Genomic DNA, 18,502 nt, shown 5'->3' with positions numbered 1-18,502 from the left:
ACCATGTCAGCCGGTTTCGAGGATTTCACGCGCGCGGTGACACGTGGCGCGACACGGGATGCACCCGTTGCCCAAAGGTTTGAGCGCATTGCTGTATTGGGTGGCGGCCCGGATGCCCGTCTTCTGGCAGCGCTGTGTCTGGCCGAAGGGGCTGAGGTTACGCTGTTTTCGGCCTATGGGGCGGAACTGTCACTGCTTGCGCAATCCTCGGGCATCGGTATTCGCGGCGAAGGGCCTGTGGGCACGTATCAGGTGGATCGCGACGGGCCTTCAATCCGCACCACGGCAGAGTTGGATGCAGCAGTGCGGGACGCACAGGCGATCTTTCTGACCGGGCCGATCCACAAACAGCGCACCTATGCGATGGTGCTGGCCGATCATCTGCACGATGGGCAGGTGCTAGTTCTGGCGCCCGGTCGCTCTTTGGGCGCGGTCGAAGCGGTCTGGATGCTGCGAATAGGCGGCTGCACTGCCGACGTTACTCTGGTCGAGGCGCAGGGCCTGCCATACTGGTATCAGGCCGAAGGTGCGGGCCTGACCCTGACGCAGGCGGCACCGATGGCTGCTGCGACATTGCCACGAGGCCGCGCGGACGTTCTTGAAGCGCTGCAACCCTATCTTTCGAACATCCAGCCGCTGGATTCGGTTCTGGCCTCAGGCTTTGCCGATCTTTCCGCTGCGGTCGAGATTCCGGCGTTGATCCTTGGTGGCGCGGGGCTGGGGTCCGGTGGACCGGAGGTGCCGATGGGCGGGGTGCCGCTGGAAGGCAACCGGACATTCTCTGCGCTCATAGGGCCGGAACAGCATGAGGTGATCCACGGGTTGGCTGGCGAAAGGTGGCAGGTCGCAAAGGCCTTTGGCGTTCGAAACCTGCCCGAGACCGATGACTGGATCGCGACCTATGCCGGCGCCGAGCGGGGGGCGGGCGCGCGTCCGGTCCCGGATCGGCAGGCCGCGCGCCAATTGATGCGCGACGGCGTCTTGGGGTCATTGGTGCCCCTTGTTTCCGCCGCACAGCTCGCAGGTTTGACTGCGCCTCTGACGGAAAGCCTGATCTGCATGACAGATCGCATCCTGGGCGCTGACGTGGCCGCGTCCGGGCGCAGGCTGGAAACCATCGGAATTTCCGCAGGCGATGTCGATCAGGCCCGCCGTATCTTTGACACCATTGCCACCGGAGCCTCGTGATGGACGCTGATCTGAAATCCATCGCCGCCGCACGGCGCGCTGCTGAAACGGCTTTCGAAGCCTATCGCGCCTTTCTCGGCACCGACCCGGCACAGGTGGATGCCATCGTCGATGCCATGGCTCGGGCGATCGAACCTGAAGCCGAACGGTTGGGGCAATTGGCGGTCGAGGAAACCGGGTACGGCAACGTAGCAGACAAGCGGGTCAAGAATCTATTCAACGCCTTGTCGGTCGCCGATTACCTGCGGGATGTCACGACGCTGGGTCTGTTGTGGCGGGACGATGCGACAAAGATCGCGGCCTTCGGAGAGCCGATGGGTGTGGTCGCGGCGCTTATCCCGGTGACAAATCCGACCTCCACGATCATCTACAAGGTTCTGTCTGCGGTGAAGGCGGGAAATGCCGTTGTCTGTGCCCCGCATCCGCGCGGCGTGGAATGCGGGAAGGAAACCGTCCGCATCATGGCGCGCGTTGCCGAACAGATGGGCGCACCCAAAGGGTTGATACAATGCCTGGACGCCGTGACCATTCAGGGCACCGCCGAGTTGATGAAGCATCGCCGCACGTCGGTTGTCATGGCGACAGGTGGCCCTGCCATGGTCAAGGCCGCCTATTCCAGTGGCAAACCGACGCTTGCAGTCGGGGCGGGGAACGTGCCGTGTTACGTGCACAAGTCCAAGGCGCGCGATCTGTCCGAAGTTGCCGAGATGATCGTGACGTCAAAAAGCTTCGACTATGGCACGGCCTGTGTCAGTGAGCAGGCCGTGGTCGCCGATCCTGAAATTGCACGCGATCTGCGCCATGAACTGAAACTCAAAGGCGCCTATTTCTGCACCCTGGCCGAGGCTGATCGGCTGGCTCGGGTCATCTTCAAGGGTGTTCAGGCAATGGATCCCGAACGCGTCGGCCAAAGCCCTCAGGCGCTGGCCGATGCTGCGGGGTTCTCGATTCCGCCGCGCACGCGCTGTCTGGTGTCGGAAGAAACCGAAGTGGGGTGGCAACGCCCGCTTTCGGCCGAAAAGCTGAACCCGGTGCTGGCCTTTTACGAGGCGAAGTCCACCGATCACGGCATCGAACTGGCGCAATCCATTGCCAAATTTGAAGGTTGGGGACATTCCTCGGTCATCCATTCCGATGATCCCGAGGTGGTCGCTCGGTTTTCCACCGTGCCCACGGGGCGGGTCCTGGTGAATACGCCTGGGATCATGGGCGGCATGGGGTACTCCACCGACCTTGAACCATCCTTCATGCTGGGTACCGGTACGTGGTCGGGGTCGATCATCTCGGACAACGTCACCGCCCTGCATCTCATCAACATCAAGCGGGTTGCGTATGAAAGCAGACCCTGGCGCGACATTTACGAGGAGTATGGCGCATGAGCGAGATCACGATCCGGGCGCTGATGCAGATCGACAACCTGCAACCGAAATTCGCCGCCTACAACGGCGCGACGGTGCAAGGGTCAGTGCCTTTGTCCGGTGACACCGTGCTGATCGGAGAGTTCGCGCCGGGCAATGGCGTGTTCTCGCTGATCGACCGGGCGCTCAAGGCGTCTTCGGTCGAAGCGACGACGCAGATGGTCGAGCGCGAATTCGGCTTCTTCATCCTCCGCTCACCTTCAAACGCCGAAGTATCCGCTGCACGGGACGCGATGCTGGCCGAACTTGGGGCTTCCATGACAGACCGGTTGAAGCCTGCCATCAGTTCCACGCAAATCATCACAAGTGTCGAACCCTATCAGGCGCAGCTTTTGAACAAATGGCGCAAGGGCGCGTTGATCGTGCCGGGGCAGACGTTGGGGATCGTGGAATGCGCGCCGGCCGCATATATCTCGATTGCCGCGAATGAGGCCGAAAAGGCCGCCGAGATTGACATCGTCGAAGTGCGCGCGGTGGGGCGGTTTGGCCGCTTGTTCATCTCGGGGTCTGAAAATTCGGTCAAAACCGCCGTCGAGGCCGCGACGCGTGCAATCGAGGCGGTGGACGGACAGGACGGCTGATGGCAACCCCTCGCGTCATAGGCTCGGATGCGGTCGAGGATGCGCGCCGCCGGGGCAGGATCGTGTTCGAGGTTTTGCCGGGTGACATCGTGACGGCCCTTGCGCGTGAAACCGCAGAGCGTGTTGGTATCGCCTTGGTGGATGGCCCGCTGGAGAGACCGAAACCGCCGCGTACGGATGGTGCTGTTTCCATGCGCCGGGTGCTGTACCGCCGTTCACCCAAATGGGTTGCCCCTTCGCGTGCGCCGCGCAAAGCCCGCAGGCTGGGCAAACTTGCCTTGATCGGGGCAGGGGGTGTTGGCGGCAATGTCGCGCATCTGGCGGCGATGGCGGACATGGCGGATGAAATCGCGCTGATCGACATCACTCCGGGATTGGCGGCTTCGACTGCGCTGGATCTCAATCATACGTCCGGGATCACCGGTGCGCGGGCCCGATGTGTCGGTGGCGAAGCGATGGATCTGGTGGCCGGGGCGGATGTGGTCGTCGTCACGGCCGGACGAGCCCGCCGTCCGGGCATGACACGTGCCGATCTGATCGATGTGAATGCCCGCGTGATCCGACAGTCGGCCGAAGCGATCCGGTCGGCCGCGCCAAATGCCATCGTGATCGTGGTGACCAACCCGCTGGACGAAATGACGGTCGAGATGCTGCGTGCAACAGGTTTCCCCCGCGAACAGGTTTTGGGTATGGCAGGAACTTTGGACAGCAGCCGGTTTCGCAACGCGCTGGCGATGGCCGCGGGTGTCACGCCTGCGGACGTCGAAGCCTTCACGCTTGGCAGCCATGGGGACGAAATGGCCCCGATCCCCAGCCGTGCCAGGATCAAAGGCCGTCCGCTGGATGTATTTCTGTCCCGCGAACAGATCGAAGCCTGTGTTCAGGATGCGATCACCGGGGGCGGTCAGGTGGTTGCGCTTCGGAAGTCAGGCTCTGCAACGATAGCTCCGGCTCATGCCTCGATCGAATTGATTGATCACATTCGGGGCGCGCGCACGGGCCCGGTTCCGGTTTCGGTCATGCTGCACGGGGAATACGGCATCGACGGTGTCGTGCTGGGCGTGCCAGCCCATCTTGGTGCAGGCGGATTGGTTGAGGTCGAGGAGTTGCGGTTAACCGCCGAAGAAAATGCGGCATTGCAAAACGCGGCTGAAGCGATCCGGGTGAGGCTGGGCCTGTGACCCTGCGTTTTTGGAAATCCGGCGGACGGTTTGAAGAGGTGGCCTCGTACTCTCGGGCCAAGCGCATCGGCGCCTTTGTCTGGGTTGCCGGGACAACGGCCATCGAGCCGACGGGCCGCATCCACGCGCCCGGGGACGTTGGTGCGCAGACCTTTTACATCCTGTCACGCATCGAGGACGCACTGAAAGAGGTTGGCGCCGAACTGCGACATGTGGGGCGGGTGCGCGCCTACCTGACCGATCTGTCCCAAGCAGGCGCGTTTGCGCAGGCGCATGGCGAAGTTTTCAAGGGGATCGATCCGGTTCTGACCGCCGTTCAGGCTGGGCTGACGCAGCCGGGGCTGATGGTGGAAATCGACGTGGATGCCGTGATCCACGATGAAAACGGCGAAATCAGCGGATTCTGAACATGAGTCTTCAAGAAAGGAATTGATCGAACCATCTTCTTGTGTACTGTATACAGAATACAAGAAGGCATAATGAGACACAGGGAGCTAATGTGATGATCAAGACAGCGCTGCTCAGCGGAACATGCATCGCGCTCATGGCCTCGGCGGCCGGAGCGGAAATCAAGGTAGGATTCATTGGGTCGCTTTCCTCGGACACCGGATTGTCGACGCTGCGCGGGGCCGAGATTGCGATTGAAGAGCTCAACGCAAATGGCGGCGTGATGGGCGAACAGATCACCCTGGTCTCGGCGGATACCGGACAGGACCCGACCGAGGGCATCCGGGCCTATGAATATCTTGCGGAAACGGAAGAGGTTGATTTCATCATCTCGGGCTCGATTGACGATGTGTCTCTGGGATGGCTGCCCCGAATGCAGGAGTACCGGATTCCGACGCTGGACACCTGGACATCCTATATCGGCATCATCGACATGGTGGTCGAAGACCCTGAAAGCATGGCGCCCTATTTCATGAACATCGCCTCGGATGAGGCTCTGGCCACGTTGTACATCAACTTTGGCGCGGATGTTCTGAAGGAGAAAATGGGGTGGGATTCTGTCGTCATTCTGGCGGAAGATACGGCCTTTGGCGAGGCGATCACCGGCCTTGTCACCGAAGCGCTTGCACCAGTTGCGGGTATCGAGGTCAAGGACATCATCACTTATGACGTTGCCACCGTCGATTTTGCTCCGATCTTCAGCCGCGCGCAGGACACCGGGGCGGACTTCATCTATCAGGTCTCGTCGGTCAATTCGCAGGTTGTGTCATCGCAATACGTGAAACTCCAGGTGCCGATGGCGATGACGGGCGTGAACGTCGCTGCGCTGGGTATGGAGTATTGGGAAGATACGGGCGGTGCCGGTGGCGGTATCTCAACCCTGTCTCCGATCCCTTCGGTCGGGTTTCGGCTCGATCCGGCCAGCCAGGAGTTTGTCGATACCTATCAGGCGAAGTATGACAGCCGCCCGCTGCTGCCGCATTTCAACGGGTTCAATGCCTATCATGGGCTGAAACAGGCGATGGCCGCAGCCGAAGAGGCCGGCGGTTTCGACAATGTCGAAGGCTGGGCCGATGCGATGAAGAAACAGGATCTGGTTCTGGAACTGGATGGCCAGCTGTGGCTGCGTTACGCCTTCTGGGGCGATGACGAAGTAGAGCCCGTGACAGGCCGGACTTATCCGCACAATATCCGTTTTGACCTGTCCGAGCCGTTCGACGATGCCGCGCCGTCAATGGTCGTGGTCCAATGGTACGAGGACGGCACCGCCGCCGTTGTCTATCCCGAGAAATACGCGACGGGTGAATTCACTTTGCCAAGCTGGGTCAAACAGTAACCTGTCCGTTCGCTTAGCTTGAAATGGGTGCGCGGGTGCGCGCACCCGCAGCCAGGGATCCTTACATGTTGCAAATACTGATCCAGGGGCTTTTGCTCAGCGGTCTCTATGCGCTTATCGCAATGGGTTTCACGCTGATCTTCAGCATCGGTCGGGTCCTGAACCTGGCCTACGGTGCCTATCTGATGGTCGGCGGGTACATGTATTTCTGGGTGTCCCAGACGCTGGGAATGCCAAAGCTGATGGGCGTTGCGGTGGCCGTGGTTCTGGGCGTTCTGATGGGGGTTCTGAAATACCGCCTGATCGTCAAGACCCTGAAAGGGGATCACGTAGCCGTCGAGATCTCGACTCTGATCCTGGCGGTCGTGATTCAGGCCGGGATCGTTCTTGTATTTGGCGACAGCAGCAAGATCCTGCTGCCGATCGTGCCGGGCGTGATCAACGTGGCCGGAGCGTCCGTCACCTATAATATCCTGATCGCAACGATGATCAGTTGGGCCGTTTTGCTGGGCCTGTATGCTTTTGTCCGCCTGACACATACAGGGCGGGCGATGCAGGCGGTGTCGATGGACGCCAAGGGGGCCGCGATTTCAGGGATCGACCCGGATCGGATCAACCTGATCACATGGGGTATCTCAGGGGCACTGGGTGCGCTGGGCGGCGTGTTTTTCGCCAGCTATACGCAGCTTTCGCCGTCAATGTGGGTTGCACCTTTGATCATCTCGGTGGCCGTCGTCATTGTGGGCGGTATCGGATCGATCATCGGCACGCTGGTCGTTGCTCATATCGTCGGCTTTCTCGAAGTCATCGTTGTCGCCACCCTGGCGCCGGAACTGCGCGGTGTCTTCACCATGCTGCTGATCATCGGCGTGCTGGTGACGCGACCGCAGGGCCTGTTCGGCCGCGAGGAGTTGTAACATGGGTCTGCGCTGGTTTCACTTTGTCCTTTGGGGCGGCCTGATTGCGGGGATGCTGCTGCTGCCCCAGGTCGTTTCGAACGGGACGCTGCGCACGATGATCTTTGCCAACTATCTGGCCATCTTCGCCATCAGCTGGGATGTGCTGTCGGGCAGGACCGGGTATGTGAGTTTCGGGCATCCCTTCCTGATCGGTATCGGGGCCTATACGACTGCCATCCTGACCAAACGGTTTGACGTGCCGGTCGAAATCTCAATCCCTGTGGCCGTGTTGGTCACAATGATCGCAGGCCTAATTGTGTTGTTGCCCGCTCTGCGCATTCGCGGTAGCTACTTCGCGCTGGTCACACTGGCTTTCATGGAACTGCTCTATCAGCTGGTTCAGGTGATCCGCCCGGATCTGACCGGCGGCACACGCGGGATGTCGGGAATTCAAACTCTGACACGCGGCGCTGCAAACGGCTACTACCTGTCCACGGCCCTGATGCTCAGCGTGGCGGTCAGCATGTGGCTGCTGATGAAAACCCGGCTGGGCACTGCACTGGCCGCCATTGGAATGAATGAAGAAAGCGTGCGCGGTTCGGGGCTCAGCACCACGCGGTTGAAGGCCTTTGCGTTTCTGACCAGCGCGTTCATCGCCGGTCTTGGCGGGGCGTTCTATGTCCATTACCTGGGCTCACTCGCGCCCCGCGCGCTGTTTGACATCAACTTTCTTTTCACCATCATCGTAGCGGCATTGCTGGGCGGAACATCGACCATCATCGGCCCCATGATCGGTGCGTTCTTCATGACGTTCCTTCTGGAATACCTGCGCCCCGTGCTGCCCGGGGCTGAACGGTATTTCGTCTACGGTGCCATCGCACTGCTTCTCTACATGTATCAGCCAAAGGGATTGGTTGAACTTGTGCAACGCGGCTTTCAAAGACTGCGGAAAGGGGGGCTGGCATGACCGTTGCGCTGAAAGTTTCCGGTCTCGTCAAACGGTTCGGCGGGCTGGTGGCCACGAATGATCTGTCCTTTTCCCTGCAAGAAGGAGAGTCGCTGGGCCTGATCGGTCCGAATGGCGCGGGAAAGACGACGGTATTCAGCCAGATCATGGGCGAATTGCGGCAGAACAGCGGTACGATCGAGCTGTTCGGCAATGAGATTTCGGCACTGTCGACGCCTCAGCGTATCCGGGCCGGGGTCAGTAGAACCTATCAGATACCTCGGCCGTTCGGCGACATGAGTGTTGCAGAAAACATCAGAGTGGGTCTGATGCCGGACGACATATGGCGCATGATCGTTTCGCGGCCGGATACGGACAGGGAAAAAGAGCACGCGCTGAGTGTCGGGTTCACGGAAAGGGATCTGAGCCGCTCACCCGCCGAACTGGCCATGGGTGATCTGCGCAAGCTCGAAATGGCCCGAACCATGGCCACCGCACCGCGTGTCATGTTGCTGGACGAGGTGTTTGCAGGTTTGACAGTCGGTGAAATCGCGCAGATTTCCGATCTCATTCAATCCATGCGCAAGGACGGGATGACCTTTTTGATCGTCAGCCATGATTTGCCGGCGCTGGAACCGCTGATCGACCGCGCCATCGCCATCGAGCGGGGCACCATGATTGCCGAAGGCGCGTTCAGCGACGTGATGAACGACACGGCCGTTCAGGCCTCGTATCTGGGGAGCGTCTGATGTCCTATCTGGAAATCGAGAACCTGTCCGCGTTTTACGGCAAGGCCCGGGCGTTGACCGATATTTCGATCACGGTGCAGCCCGGCGAGATCGTCGCCGTTGTCGGCCCGAACGGTGCAGGTAAATCCACCTTGTTGGACAGCATCATGGGCCTTGTGAAAATCGAAGGCGACATCCGCTTGCGCGGGCACAGCCTTGCCGGTCGAAGCCCTTCGGAAATCGTGCGTCACGGGGTGGGCTATGCGCCCGAGCGGTTCAACCTGTTTCCCTATATGTCCGTGCGCGACAACCTGATGGTGGGGGCCTTCACCGCACGAGACGATATCGAAAACAACCTTGAGTTGGTGCACAGTCTTTTCCCGCGTCTGCAAGAACGGGAAGGGCAGGAGACGTCGACCCAATCCGGCGGGGAAAGGCAGATGGTGTCCTTTGGCAGGGCCTTGATGACCAGCCCGGAACTGCTGCTTGTCGATGAGCCGACGATCGGTCTTGCCCCGAAGATCTGTCACGAGATTGCCGAAGTCGTCCGTCAGCTGAACAAGGAATACGGGCTGACCGTCGTCATCACGGAACAGAATGCCAATTTTGCCCTGTCGCTTGCCAGCCGCATTTATGTGCTGGAGTCCGGGCGGATGCAGACGTCGGGCACGGCCGACGAATTGAGAAATGACAAACGCTTGCTCGAGGCCTATTTCGGCGGCCATTGAGTGGCGTGGTTGGCAAGCCGGGCAGGTGCTGTCCGGCCATTCGATGGCGGGTGATTTCAGTTTCAGCCAAGTGCGGCCAGAACCTCGGTGCTCACGTCGATGCCATGGGCTTCGGCGGCTGCCCGTTTTGCAAGGCGACCGTCCCCCGGAACCCGGGCGGATCCGTTGCCGGAAATCTCGGCGCAGATGCGGGCGACATATTCGTTGAAGGCCGCGTTGCCGAACCGGGTGGGATCGATGGCAATCAGGGTCGCACCACCTTTGATGTTCAGGGCGCCGAAGGACTCGCGTTCTTCGTTGTCCACGGACAGGGTCCCACCGGCCAGCGCGGCGCCCACCACCTCAACCATGAAGGCGATCGCGGCTCCCTTATGCTCTCCGAACGGCAATAGGCTGCGGGTTTCAAGGATGGCATTCGGGTCTGTTGAGGGCTCGCCTTGGGGATCAAGACCGGCAGGGCGGGGCAGGTCGTGCCCCTCGGCAGCGGCCATGCGGATATCCATGAGGGCCACCATGGACGAGGCCTGATCCCAGACCACGGGCGCGTCGCCGTCACGCGGGCAGGCAAAAGACATGGGGTTGGTGCCAAAAACCGGGCGAACCCCACCTTGCGGAACCACCATGGACAACGAGTTGATCACGGCAAAGGCCACCAATCCGGCTTCGGCCAAAGGTTCGGTGTCAAACCGTAACGCACCCAGATGGTGGCAGTTCGCACAGGTGAACGCGGCAATCCCGTTTTCCCGGGCCATCGCGATCAGGTCCTCGCGGGCCGCTGCCGCTGCAACCTGATAATACCCGTTGTCGGCATCACAGCGCAAAACGCCCGGGGCAACCTTTTCGGTTTTGGGCTTCGCGTGCCCGTTGGCGTAGCCGGACGTGAAGCTTTGGACATAGACCGGCAACATGCGCAACCCGTGACTGCGCGGGCCGTCCCGTTCAGACCGGGTGACGATATCGGCAAGTACATCACTGCTGCGCGACTCCGCCCCGGCAGAAACAAGAACCGATTTGGCCAAGTCCCGAACTTCGGCAAGTGAAAGCGTTTTTGTCAGTTGTTCGGTCATCGGTTCGAGTCCAGTCTTTCTGTTTTCGCACTCAAGCGCGCGGGCGTGTGTTTGCGGGATCAACAGCACATGTGTCGATGACCACGGCGTCGCGCATCTCATTGTGGACCAGCACCTGCATTTTCGTTCCGGGCGCCGTCATGTTCTGTGGCACTAGTGCCATCGCAATGTCGTGGTTGCAATAATAAGAGAACCCGCCCGAGGTGACACGGCCGATCAGCTTGCCCTGAGCATAGACACCCTCGTCAAACATCACCGATGTTTCGCCAAAGGGCAGTTTCAGCGTGACCAACCGCCGGTACGTCCCTTCCTTTTTCTGTTTCAAAAGAGCGGCCTTGCCTATGAAGTCGCGACCATCAGTTACCACGAACCGATCAAGGCCGGCCTCGTATGGCGTCATGTCCTTGCAAATTTCGCGATTGATGGCGCGATAGGATTTTTCAAGACGCATGGATTCCAGTGCCTCAAGCCCGAAAGGTTTCACACCGGCCTTCAGCAGCAGGTCGACAAGATGGCGGTTGTAACCGACCGGGTGATGCAGTTCCCACCCCAGCTCGCCGGTATAGGACACGCGAAGCAGATGAACGCCCTTGGCGTACCCCACTTCACCCATTTGCGCAGAAAGCCACGGGAAGGTTTCGTTCGACAGATCATTGTCGGTCAATGGTTGCAGGATCTCTCGTGCCTTGGGGCCAGCCAGAGCAATCACGCCCAATTGTTCTGAAACATCTTCAAGAAGGACAGAGCTGTCATTGGGCAGCAAACGTCGCAGTTGATCCCAGTTGTAGGCGCGCCAGTTCGGGGTGGAGACCAGGTAAAAATCATTCTCGGCATAGCGGACGACCGTATATTCCGCATCCATGCCGCCCTTTGGGTTCAACAAAAGCGACAGGGTCATTCGCCCGACTTTGGGCAGCCTGTTCGCCATGAGGCCATCCAGCCATTCGGCGGCCCCGGGTCCGCGCACGGTGAACTTGGTCATCGGTGACATCTCGATGAATCCGGCCACGTCACGGGTGGTACGCACCTCTTCCTGAACGCGTTCCATGTGGTTGGTGCGTCGGAAGGAATGTTCCGGAACAGCGTCCTCGCGCGATTTGGCGAACCAGCGCGGAAACTCATAACCGTTGAAGCTGGTCCAGACGGCACCATGCGCGCTCAGCAGATCGTAGGACCCCATCGTTTTCATCGGGCGCGCGCCGGGAAAATCTTCTCCGGGGATGTGCGCGTTCATGTGGGTTCCCCACGTTTCGCGCACCTTGTCCATGGTCCACCGCTTGGACGCGTAATCCGAAAAACGGCGGGGGTCGAGTTCGGACATGTCCATGCCCGGATCCCCATCGACAATCCAGCGGGCCAGGCGTTCGCCAACAGTGCCACCCCACAATATGCCGCCGGGCATGCCTTCGGCCAGCCACAGGTTTTCCTGGCCCGGTGCAGGCCCCGCAAGCGGTAACTCGTCCGGCGTCATCTGGAACGGACCTCGGGTGTTGGCCTTAATACCCACCTCTGCAAGTGTTGGAACCCGCTCGATGGCGCGTTCCCACTGCGTTTGGACCGCGTCGAAATCTTCGGGCAAGAGGTCGGCACCAAAGTCAGGCGGCACGCGGTCTTCGGCAAATAGCTTGAGGTCTTTGGTGAACTCATAAGGACCGAACTGAATGCCGCCCACATCTTCGCGCAGATAGGCACCGTAATCTTCATCCCGCAGGATCGGGAACTCGGGCAACCCTTGCGCGCGGCGTTCTTTCAGCAGCGGAACGGTTTCGGTTGTCCAATATTGGTGAACGATTGGAATGCAAGGCAGATCCAGACCAACACGACGCGCGTTTTCGCGGGCATAGTTTCCGGTCGCGAAGACAAGATGTTCGCAAGTGATCTCACCCTGATTGGTTGTCACCTTCCAAAGACCGTTTTCCAGTTTTTCATAAGCCTGCGCTTCGGTGTTCTGAAACACTTTGGCGCCTTTCTCGCGCGCCAGCCTGGCCATTGCCATGGTGATGTCGGCCGGGTTCACATAGCCGTCCTCGGTATGCAGGATGCCGCCGCGAATATGTTCCGATTGGTTGAGCAGAGGGTGCAGTTCGGCGATTTCTTCTGGCGTCAGCAGTTTGCAGGGCACACCGGCAGCTTCGGCAATCGAGACATAGGACAGGAACTCGTCCCAGCGTTCCTGCGTATTGGCAACACGCAGCTGGCCCACCTGGCGCAGCCCGACCGAAGCGCCGATTTTCTTTTCGACTTCGGAATAGATGCGGATGGTCTCCATCGTCATCTTCGAAACGTTGTGGGACCGCACGAATGTGACCAGCAGACCCGCCGCATGCCAGGTAGAGCCGGAGGTCAGCGTCGTTCTCTCCAGCATGACTGCATCTGTGCATCCGTGCTGCGTCAGACCATAGATAACCGAAGCCCCAACGCATCCGCCTCCAACGACGACAACCTTGGCATGTGACTGCATTCGACGCATTCCTTCCTGAGGCTGTTTTCGTTTCCAGAGGGTCAGTCAAAACGAAATCAGCGGGCTGAGAACTGATTGAACTGTTTACGTGAAATCAGCGCCAGGCAATTCGAAAAATTTTCCGGTCCAGCTGAGTTCAGTTAAACCATGATCAGGTTTGCCGATGATTTCACGCGGTCTGTGAGGCGGTGCGCAAAAATACCGGCCATCTCTTGTTTGGAATTGTTGTGTTAGCGCAAACTGTGCTGGTAAGGTCTGACATCGGCTTGGGGTGTGCTTTGTTGCGCCCGCGATCCGTGCGGCATACGAAGGGGGAAATCGCGTGTATCTCGGTCTGGATTTGGGGACGTCAGGTCTTCGGGGAATTGTGGTCAGCGAAGAGGGCAAAGTCGTTGCCGAAGCCGAGGCAGGTGTCGAGACATCGATTTTGCATCCCGGCTGGTCGGAACAAGATCCGTCCGATTGGGTAGAGGCCTGCCAAAACGTCGTTGCCCAATTACGCGCGTTGAACGGTGTTGCATTTTCTGCGGTGCGCGGCGTCGGTCTGAGCGGCCACATGCACGGTGCCACGTTGCTGGATCGGGATGGCAATGTGCTGCGGCCCTGTATCCTTTGGAACGACACGAGATCAGCGCAGGAAGCTGCGGAGCTGGATGGTCTGCCGTCGATGCGCGCGATTACCGGGAACATCGTTTTTCCGGGTTTCACCGCACCCAAGCTGGAATGGGTGCGCAGACACGAGCGCGACGTGTTTAAAAAGACATCCAAAGTGTTGCTTCCGAAGGATTATCTGCGTTTCTGGCTCACCGGTTCCTATGTCAGCGACATGTCCGACAGCGCCGGTACGGCGTGGCTGGACGTTGGAAAACGTGAATGGTCAGACACCGCGCTGGATCTAAGCCACATGCGCTGGGACCAAATGCCAGAGCTGGTAGAAGGCAGTGCGGCAGGCGGAGAACTGCGGTCAGAGATCCTTAGGCAATGGGGCCTGACCGGGCCCGTCGTGGTTGCCGGTGGGGCCGGTGACAATGCGGCGGCGGCCTGCGGTATCGGAAGTATTGGCGAGGGCAGCGGATTTCTATCCTTGGGCACTTCGGGGGTGTTGCTGGTCGCAAAGGAAAGCTATGCGCCCGCGCCGGAAACAGCCGTTCATTGTTTTTGTCACGCGGTTCCGGATCGCTGGATTCAAATGGGTGTGATCCTGTCGGCCACCAACAGTCTCAACTGGCTGTCGCGCCATCTCGGTCAACCCGTCGGTGCGCTGGCGTCGACCCTGCCGGATTCGGTGAAGGGGCCTTCAAAGATTACATTCCTTCCGTACCTGTCCGGTGAACGGACGCCTCACAACGACAGCGACATACGCGGGGCATTCCTGGGGCTGGATATCGCATCGGAACCCGCTGATCTGACGCAATCCGTGACAGAAGGGGTTTCCTTTGCCATGCGCGATTGTTTGGAGGCGCTCAAAAGCACGGGCACCAATCCCGAAAGTCTGCTGGTCGTCGGTGGCGGGGCGCGGTCGCGGTTTTGGCTGGAAACGCTGGCCACGGTTCTGAACACGCCGCTTGCTGTGCCCGATGGAAGTGGGTTCGGCGCAGCCATAGGCGCAGCGCGTCTTGCTGCATGTGCGGTGGACGGCACCGACCCCGGGGATGTCATGCTTTCCCCGGAAGTCGCTGAGCGTGTCGAACCTCGGGTCGAGCTGTCCAGCGCATATGAGGCGGAATACCAGCGGTATCGCGAGTACTATGCTGCTTTGTCCCCTCTGGCCGCGCGCTGATGGCTGATCCCAAATCCATGCCTGTCGAGCAGGTCCTTCTGGAAGACGGCAACATGTCCGTTTCCCTGTTGAATTATGGAGCAATCACGCAAGGATGGTGGCTTGGCAAAACGCCTTTGATATTGGGCTACGATAATCCGCAGGATTACCTGTCGGACCCGTTTTACCTTGGCGCGATAGTTGGGCGAGTGGCCAACCGCATCGGCGGGGCGCAGTTTGCATTGCAAGGGCACGTTCATCATCTGACAGCAAATGAAGGACCAACCACGCTGCATGGTGGTCCGGGCGGGCTGTCGCGCAAACACTGGGAAATCGTGAAAACCACTCTGAATCAGGCGGTTCTGTCTTTGACTTCGCCTGACGGTGAAGGTGGGTTTCCCGGAGAAGTCGAATTCGAGGTGCACGTCAAACTGACCTATCCGCGCCTGACTTACACGATCACGGCGCGACCGGATCGCCCCACGCCGATCAGCATCGCACAGCACAATTATTACTCTCTGGGCTGTCCAGGGGATATCCTGGGCTGCCGGCTCAGGCTAAGATCGAACCGGGTGCTGGAGTTGGACGCGCGTTCCGTTCCTTCCGGAGATATCTCCGCTGCCGGCGAAAATGTGCCAAATTTCGCGTTGTCCCGCACCGTCGGGGCAGAGGGGCGCGAGCTGGACCATTATTTTGTATTTGAGGAAAGTGGAAACCATGACCATCCGGTCGCAGAGGTCAGGGCACCTTCGGGATTGAGGATGAATGTGTATTCAGATCAACCCGGGGCGCAGGTCTATACCGGGGCACAACTGTCAGGCCGATTTAGCCCGGGTGCGGGGCTGTGTATTGAACCGTCAGGATATCCAAACGCCGTGAATATCCCTGCGTTCCCATCCGTCATCCATACGCCGGACAACCCGTATCGACAAACACTGACACTTGAGATTTCCGAGGGACGATCATGAGATTTCAGATCGCAGCAACTGCCGTGGGCATCTGGATGTCTCTTTCAGTTGCTCAGGCGCAAGACCTTGGTCCGCGCCCTGAATTCATCGAACCTGACCTTTCCAGCGTAGAGTTGGGGCAACTGCTGTTTTATGATCCGATCCTGTCGGGGAACAGGAACATCAGTTGCGCAACCTGTCATCATCCGAAACTGGGAACGTCCGACGGTCTTTCGCTGGGTATCGGCGAAGGTGGGGTCGGCCTGGGGGGAAACCGCAAGCTCACTCAAGAGAACAGGCCCGAGCAGCGTATTCCCCGAAACTCACCCGCGATGTGGAACCTCGGGGCGCTGGAATTCACGACGTTTTTCCATGACGGTCGCCTCGAGGCGGATCCGTCACAGCCCAATGGCATCAGAACCCCGTTGGGGACGCATATGAGGCCGGGGTTCAAATCGGCTTTGGCAGCGCAGGCGATGTTTCCGGTGCTGTCACCTGACGAAATGGCGGGGCACTATTCCGAAAACGAGGTTAGCAAGGCCGTACGTCTCGGCCTGCTGACCCAAGTGGGTGGCGCCTGGGATCTGATCGCCGCGCGTGTGGCGGCGATACCAGAGTATCAAAGGCGATTTGATGACATCGCGCCCGGAGAAGGCATCTCCTTTACCGCAATCGCCAATGTCATTGCCGATTTCATCGCGTTTGAGTGGCGGGCTGACAACAGCCTGTTTGATCGTGCGATGCGAGGCGAAGACAGGCTGCCCGAACAAGCGCAGCTGGGGATGGAGCTGTTCTACGGAAAGGCTGGATGCAGCGCCTGCCATTCCGGCTGGTTCCAGACCGATCACGGGTTCCATTCCATCGCCATGCCTCAGATCGGCCCCGGAAAATCAGCCCGTTTTGAAAATCATGTGCGGGATGACGGGCGACTGCGCGTCACGGGCGACAAGGATGATGCGTTCGCATTCCGCACGCCTTCGCTGCGCAACGTGACCCTGACGGCGCCATATGGCCACAGCGGTGCCTACGCACGGCTTGAGGATGTCGTGCGTCATCACCTGGATCCGGTTTCCGCGTTGCGGAACTACGCCATCGAAATGGCTGATCTGCCGGAGTTTTTCGGGGCAGAGGATCAAAAAGCTTTGCTTGATCCCCGGCATGTCGAAGCCATAGCCGCGTCAATCGATCTGGCGCCCATCGACCTGAGTGATGACGAGGTCGATGCCATCCTGAGTTTTCTGGGCACGCTGGAAGATCCGGCTGTGCGGCTGGGTGTTCCCCAAACGGTTCCCAGCGGATTGCCCGTCGATCAGTGATCAACGGCCGAGGCGGATCACCTGATTGGCATCTACCTTCTGCCAATCTCCATGTTCACCATCAGGCCAGATCACCCGTACTTCTGCGGTTTCGAGGTCTCCTAAACCAAAGTGGTGGAACCCGGCAATTCCGCTGGCGTGCCCCCCGCCAATGGTCACTTCACGGGTTTGAATGCCCTCGGGCGTCCTGACCTCGATAAAACTGCCGACTGCCTGTCTGTTGGGGTGGCTCTGGCCGAGATCAATCATGAGCCAGTTGCCGGTCGTCGGTTCATTCTGAAAAACCTCTAGGTCCGAGCCACGATTGACCACCACCAAATCCAGCCACCCATCCCCGTCGAAATCCGCCAGGGCCCCGCCGCGGGACTTTGCCATGGACGCGACACCAGCCTCTGATGCTGTTTCGACAAACTGACCGGTGAAGGTCTGCATCAACAGATTGTTGGGGTCGTTCTGCGCCGCGTCGGGCATCTGCTCGACATTGCCTTTGGCGACGAAAATGTCGTCCAGCCCATCATTGTTGACGTCCCCGAACTGTGCATGCCAGCCGGTCGAGGGGCGGCCGTCTCCTCCTGCATGTGGCCTGTGTGCCGTTGTTCCACGGTCGTAAGTCGCATCCCGCCATGTCGGCCCATCTGATGCAGGGTCAAAAACCTGGTATTTCTGGTCCCCCATGGACGTCAGATAAACATCGGAAAACCCGTCACCGGTCAGATCCCGCGAGGCGATCCCCATGCCCCAGATCGAATAGGGTAGCCATCCATCGGCCTCGCTGTACAGGCGCGGGGTGTCTTCCATGGCCCACAATTGCTCTTGCCCGCCACGCACATAGTAGTGGCGGTCATTGCTGACACGCAGATCCGCGCGACCCGTGCGCGCCCAGTCGGAAAACAGGATCGACAGGGAACAGTGACCGGGTTCCAAACGGACAGGATCGCCGTACTTTTCGCCTTGGGGTCGGTACAGAAGCGTCGGCCCGCAAGCCTCAAAAGGTCCATCCGGATTGCTTCGGTCGACATAGGTTCCAAAGGCCAGCGTTGGCAGGGTTTGCCCACGTTCCCAAGTGGCGGAAAAGCCGGTGGTCCAATGGTCCTGAGATTGAAAACTCAGTGCCGTGAACGGCTCGAACGCGCAGTTCGGTTTGCCGCGCAGCAACAGGTCTTTGCCTACGCGCAAAACCGCAAGATCCAGGAACCCGTCGCCATCAATGTCCACCGGGTATGCGCCGGTCACACCGGTCAAGGATAGATGGCCGGGCGTATCCTGAAGAAAACGGACCTCTGTGTCGGATGTGTTGATGAACAATTGCGCTGGGTTTGATCCGCCTGCCACGAACATTTCAGGGCGGTCGTCATCGTTGCAGTCGAAGACCGCGACACCCCCGCCGACGAAATGTTCCCAGCCGCCATCGTAAACATGGCCGGGGGTTTCCACCTTTTGAAAGCGGGGTGGAACGGTGTCCGCAGCGGCAGCGGAACCTGCCGCAAGCAAGATTGCCAT

Annotated in this window: 16 protein-coding genes; 13 read left to right on the top strand and 3 right to left on the bottom strand. The window is 59.6% G+C overall.

The window, feature by feature from the left end; all coding sequences use genetic code 11:
* The first annotated feature begins 3 nt into the window (after positions 1–3).
* The 10 genes from GOW56_RS16630 to GOW56_RS16585 all read left to right on the top strand — a co-directional run bounded on the left by GOW56_RS16630 (position 4) and on the right by GOW56_RS16585 (position 9,452).
* Entirely contained in the window at positions 4–1,188 is a 1,185-nt protein-coding gene (locus GOW56_RS16630) for a hypothetical protein (protein WP_171206567.1), read from the top strand.
* Complete coding sequence (locus GOW56_RS16625; RefSeq protein ID WP_171206566.1) at positions 1,188–2,567, top strand: aldehyde dehydrogenase family protein; 1,380 nt, start codon at positions 1,188–1,190, stop codon at positions 2,565–2,567. Before GOW56_RS16630 ends, GOW56_RS16625 begins: the two co-directional genes overlap by 1 nt.
* Complete coding sequence (locus GOW56_RS16620) at positions 2,564–3,187, top strand: BMC domain-containing protein (RefSeq protein WP_152457501.1); 624 nt, start codon at positions 2,564–2,566, stop codon at positions 3,185–3,187. Before GOW56_RS16625 ends, GOW56_RS16620 begins: the two co-directional genes overlap by 4 nt.
* On the top strand, positions 3,187–4,368 hold the full coding sequence (locus GOW56_RS16615) for a malate dehydrogenase (RefSeq protein ID WP_171206565.1): 1,182 nt from the start codon (positions 3,187–3,189) through the stop codon (positions 4,366–4,368). Before GOW56_RS16620 ends, GOW56_RS16615 begins: the two co-directional genes overlap by 1 nt.
* Positions 4,365–4,775, top strand: a complete 411-nt coding sequence (locus GOW56_RS16610) for a Rid family hydrolase (RefSeq protein WP_171119491.1) — start codon at positions 4,365–4,367, stop codon at positions 4,773–4,775. The genes GOW56_RS16615 and GOW56_RS16610 overlap by 4 nt, the downstream gene beginning before the upstream one ends.
* Before the next feature lie 95 nt (positions 4,776–4,870).
* Positions 4,871–6,151 carry an ABC transporter substrate-binding protein gene (locus GOW56_RS16605; RefSeq protein ID WP_171170476.1) on the top strand — a complete coding sequence of 427 codons (1,281 nt, stop codon included), beginning with the start codon at positions 4,871–4,873 and terminating at the stop codon, positions 6,149–6,151.
* Positions 6,152–6,216: 65 nt separating this feature from the next.
* Positions 6,217–7,068 (top strand): branched-chain amino acid ABC transporter permease, encoded by an 852-nt coding sequence (locus GOW56_RS16600; RefSeq protein WP_171206564.1) that lies wholly within the window; start codon positions 6,217–6,219, stop codon positions 7,066–7,068.
* 1 nt (position 7,069) lies between these two features.
* Positions 7,070–8,017, top strand: a complete 948-nt coding sequence (locus GOW56_RS16595) for a branched-chain amino acid ABC transporter permease (RefSeq protein ID WP_171119494.1) — start codon at positions 7,070–7,072, stop codon at positions 8,015–8,017.
* Positions 8,014–8,745 (top strand): ABC transporter ATP-binding protein, encoded by a 732-nt coding sequence (locus GOW56_RS16590; RefSeq protein ID WP_171206563.1) that lies wholly within the window; start codon positions 8,014–8,016, stop codon positions 8,743–8,745. Before GOW56_RS16595 ends, GOW56_RS16590 begins: the two co-directional genes overlap by 4 nt.
* Positions 8,745–9,452: an ABC transporter ATP-binding protein gene (locus tag GOW56_RS16585; RefSeq protein WP_171206562.1), complete on the top strand. Its 708-nt coding sequence runs from the start codon at positions 8,745–8,747 to the stop codon at positions 9,450–9,452. Before GOW56_RS16590 ends, GOW56_RS16585 begins: the two co-directional genes overlap by 1 nt.
* Positions 9,453–9,514: 62 nt before the next feature.
* Here GOW56_RS16585 and GOW56_RS16580 read toward each other — a convergent pair whose 3' ends face one another.
* On the bottom strand, positions 9,515–10,519 hold the full coding sequence (locus tag GOW56_RS16580; RefSeq protein WP_171206561.1) for an Ldh family oxidoreductase: 1,005 nt from the start codon (positions 10,517–10,519) through the stop codon (positions 9,515–9,517).
* Positions 10,520–10,550: 31 nt separating this feature from the next.
* Positions 10,551–12,980: an FAD-dependent oxidoreductase gene (locus tag GOW56_RS16575; protein ID WP_171206560.1), complete on the bottom strand. Its 2,430-nt coding sequence runs from the start codon at positions 12,978–12,980 to the stop codon at positions 10,551–10,553.
* A 322-nt stretch (positions 12,981–13,302) separates the two neighbouring features.
* Here GOW56_RS16575 and xylB point away from each other — a divergent pair, with 322 nt between their 5' ends.
* From xylB to GOW56_RS16560, 3 genes are read left to right on the top strand one after another with little or no spacing between them, the layout of a single operon-like run.
* Complete coding sequence (xylB, locus tag GOW56_RS16570) at positions 13,303–14,760, top strand: xylulokinase (protein ID WP_171206559.1); 1,458 nt, start codon at positions 13,303–13,305, stop codon at positions 14,758–14,760.
* A complete protein-coding gene (locus GOW56_RS16565) occupies positions 14,760–15,707 on the top strand; it encodes an aldose epimerase family protein (RefSeq protein WP_171206558.1) in 948 nt (315 codons plus the stop codon). The genes xylB and GOW56_RS16565 overlap by 1 nt, the downstream gene beginning before the upstream one ends.
* Positions 15,704–17,002, top strand: coding sequence for a cytochrome-c peroxidase (locus GOW56_RS16560; protein ID WP_171206557.1), 1,299 nt, complete (start codon positions 15,704–15,706; stop codon positions 17,000–17,002). The genes GOW56_RS16565 and GOW56_RS16560 overlap by 4 nt, the downstream gene beginning before the upstream one ends.
* Here GOW56_RS16560 and GOW56_RS16555 read toward each other — a convergent pair whose 3' ends face one another.
* A complete protein-coding gene (locus GOW56_RS16555; RefSeq protein WP_254441713.1) occupies positions 17,003–18,502 on the bottom strand; it encodes a CRTAC1 family protein in 1,500 nt (499 codons plus the stop codon).

The sequence above is a fragment of the Ruegeria sp. HKCCA0235A genome (genome assembly GCF_013033235.1).
Lineage (GTDB): Bacteria > Pseudomonadota > Alphaproteobacteria > Rhodobacterales > Rhodobacteraceae > Ruegeria.
This window is presented reverse-complemented; position numbering and strand designations above follow the sequence as displayed.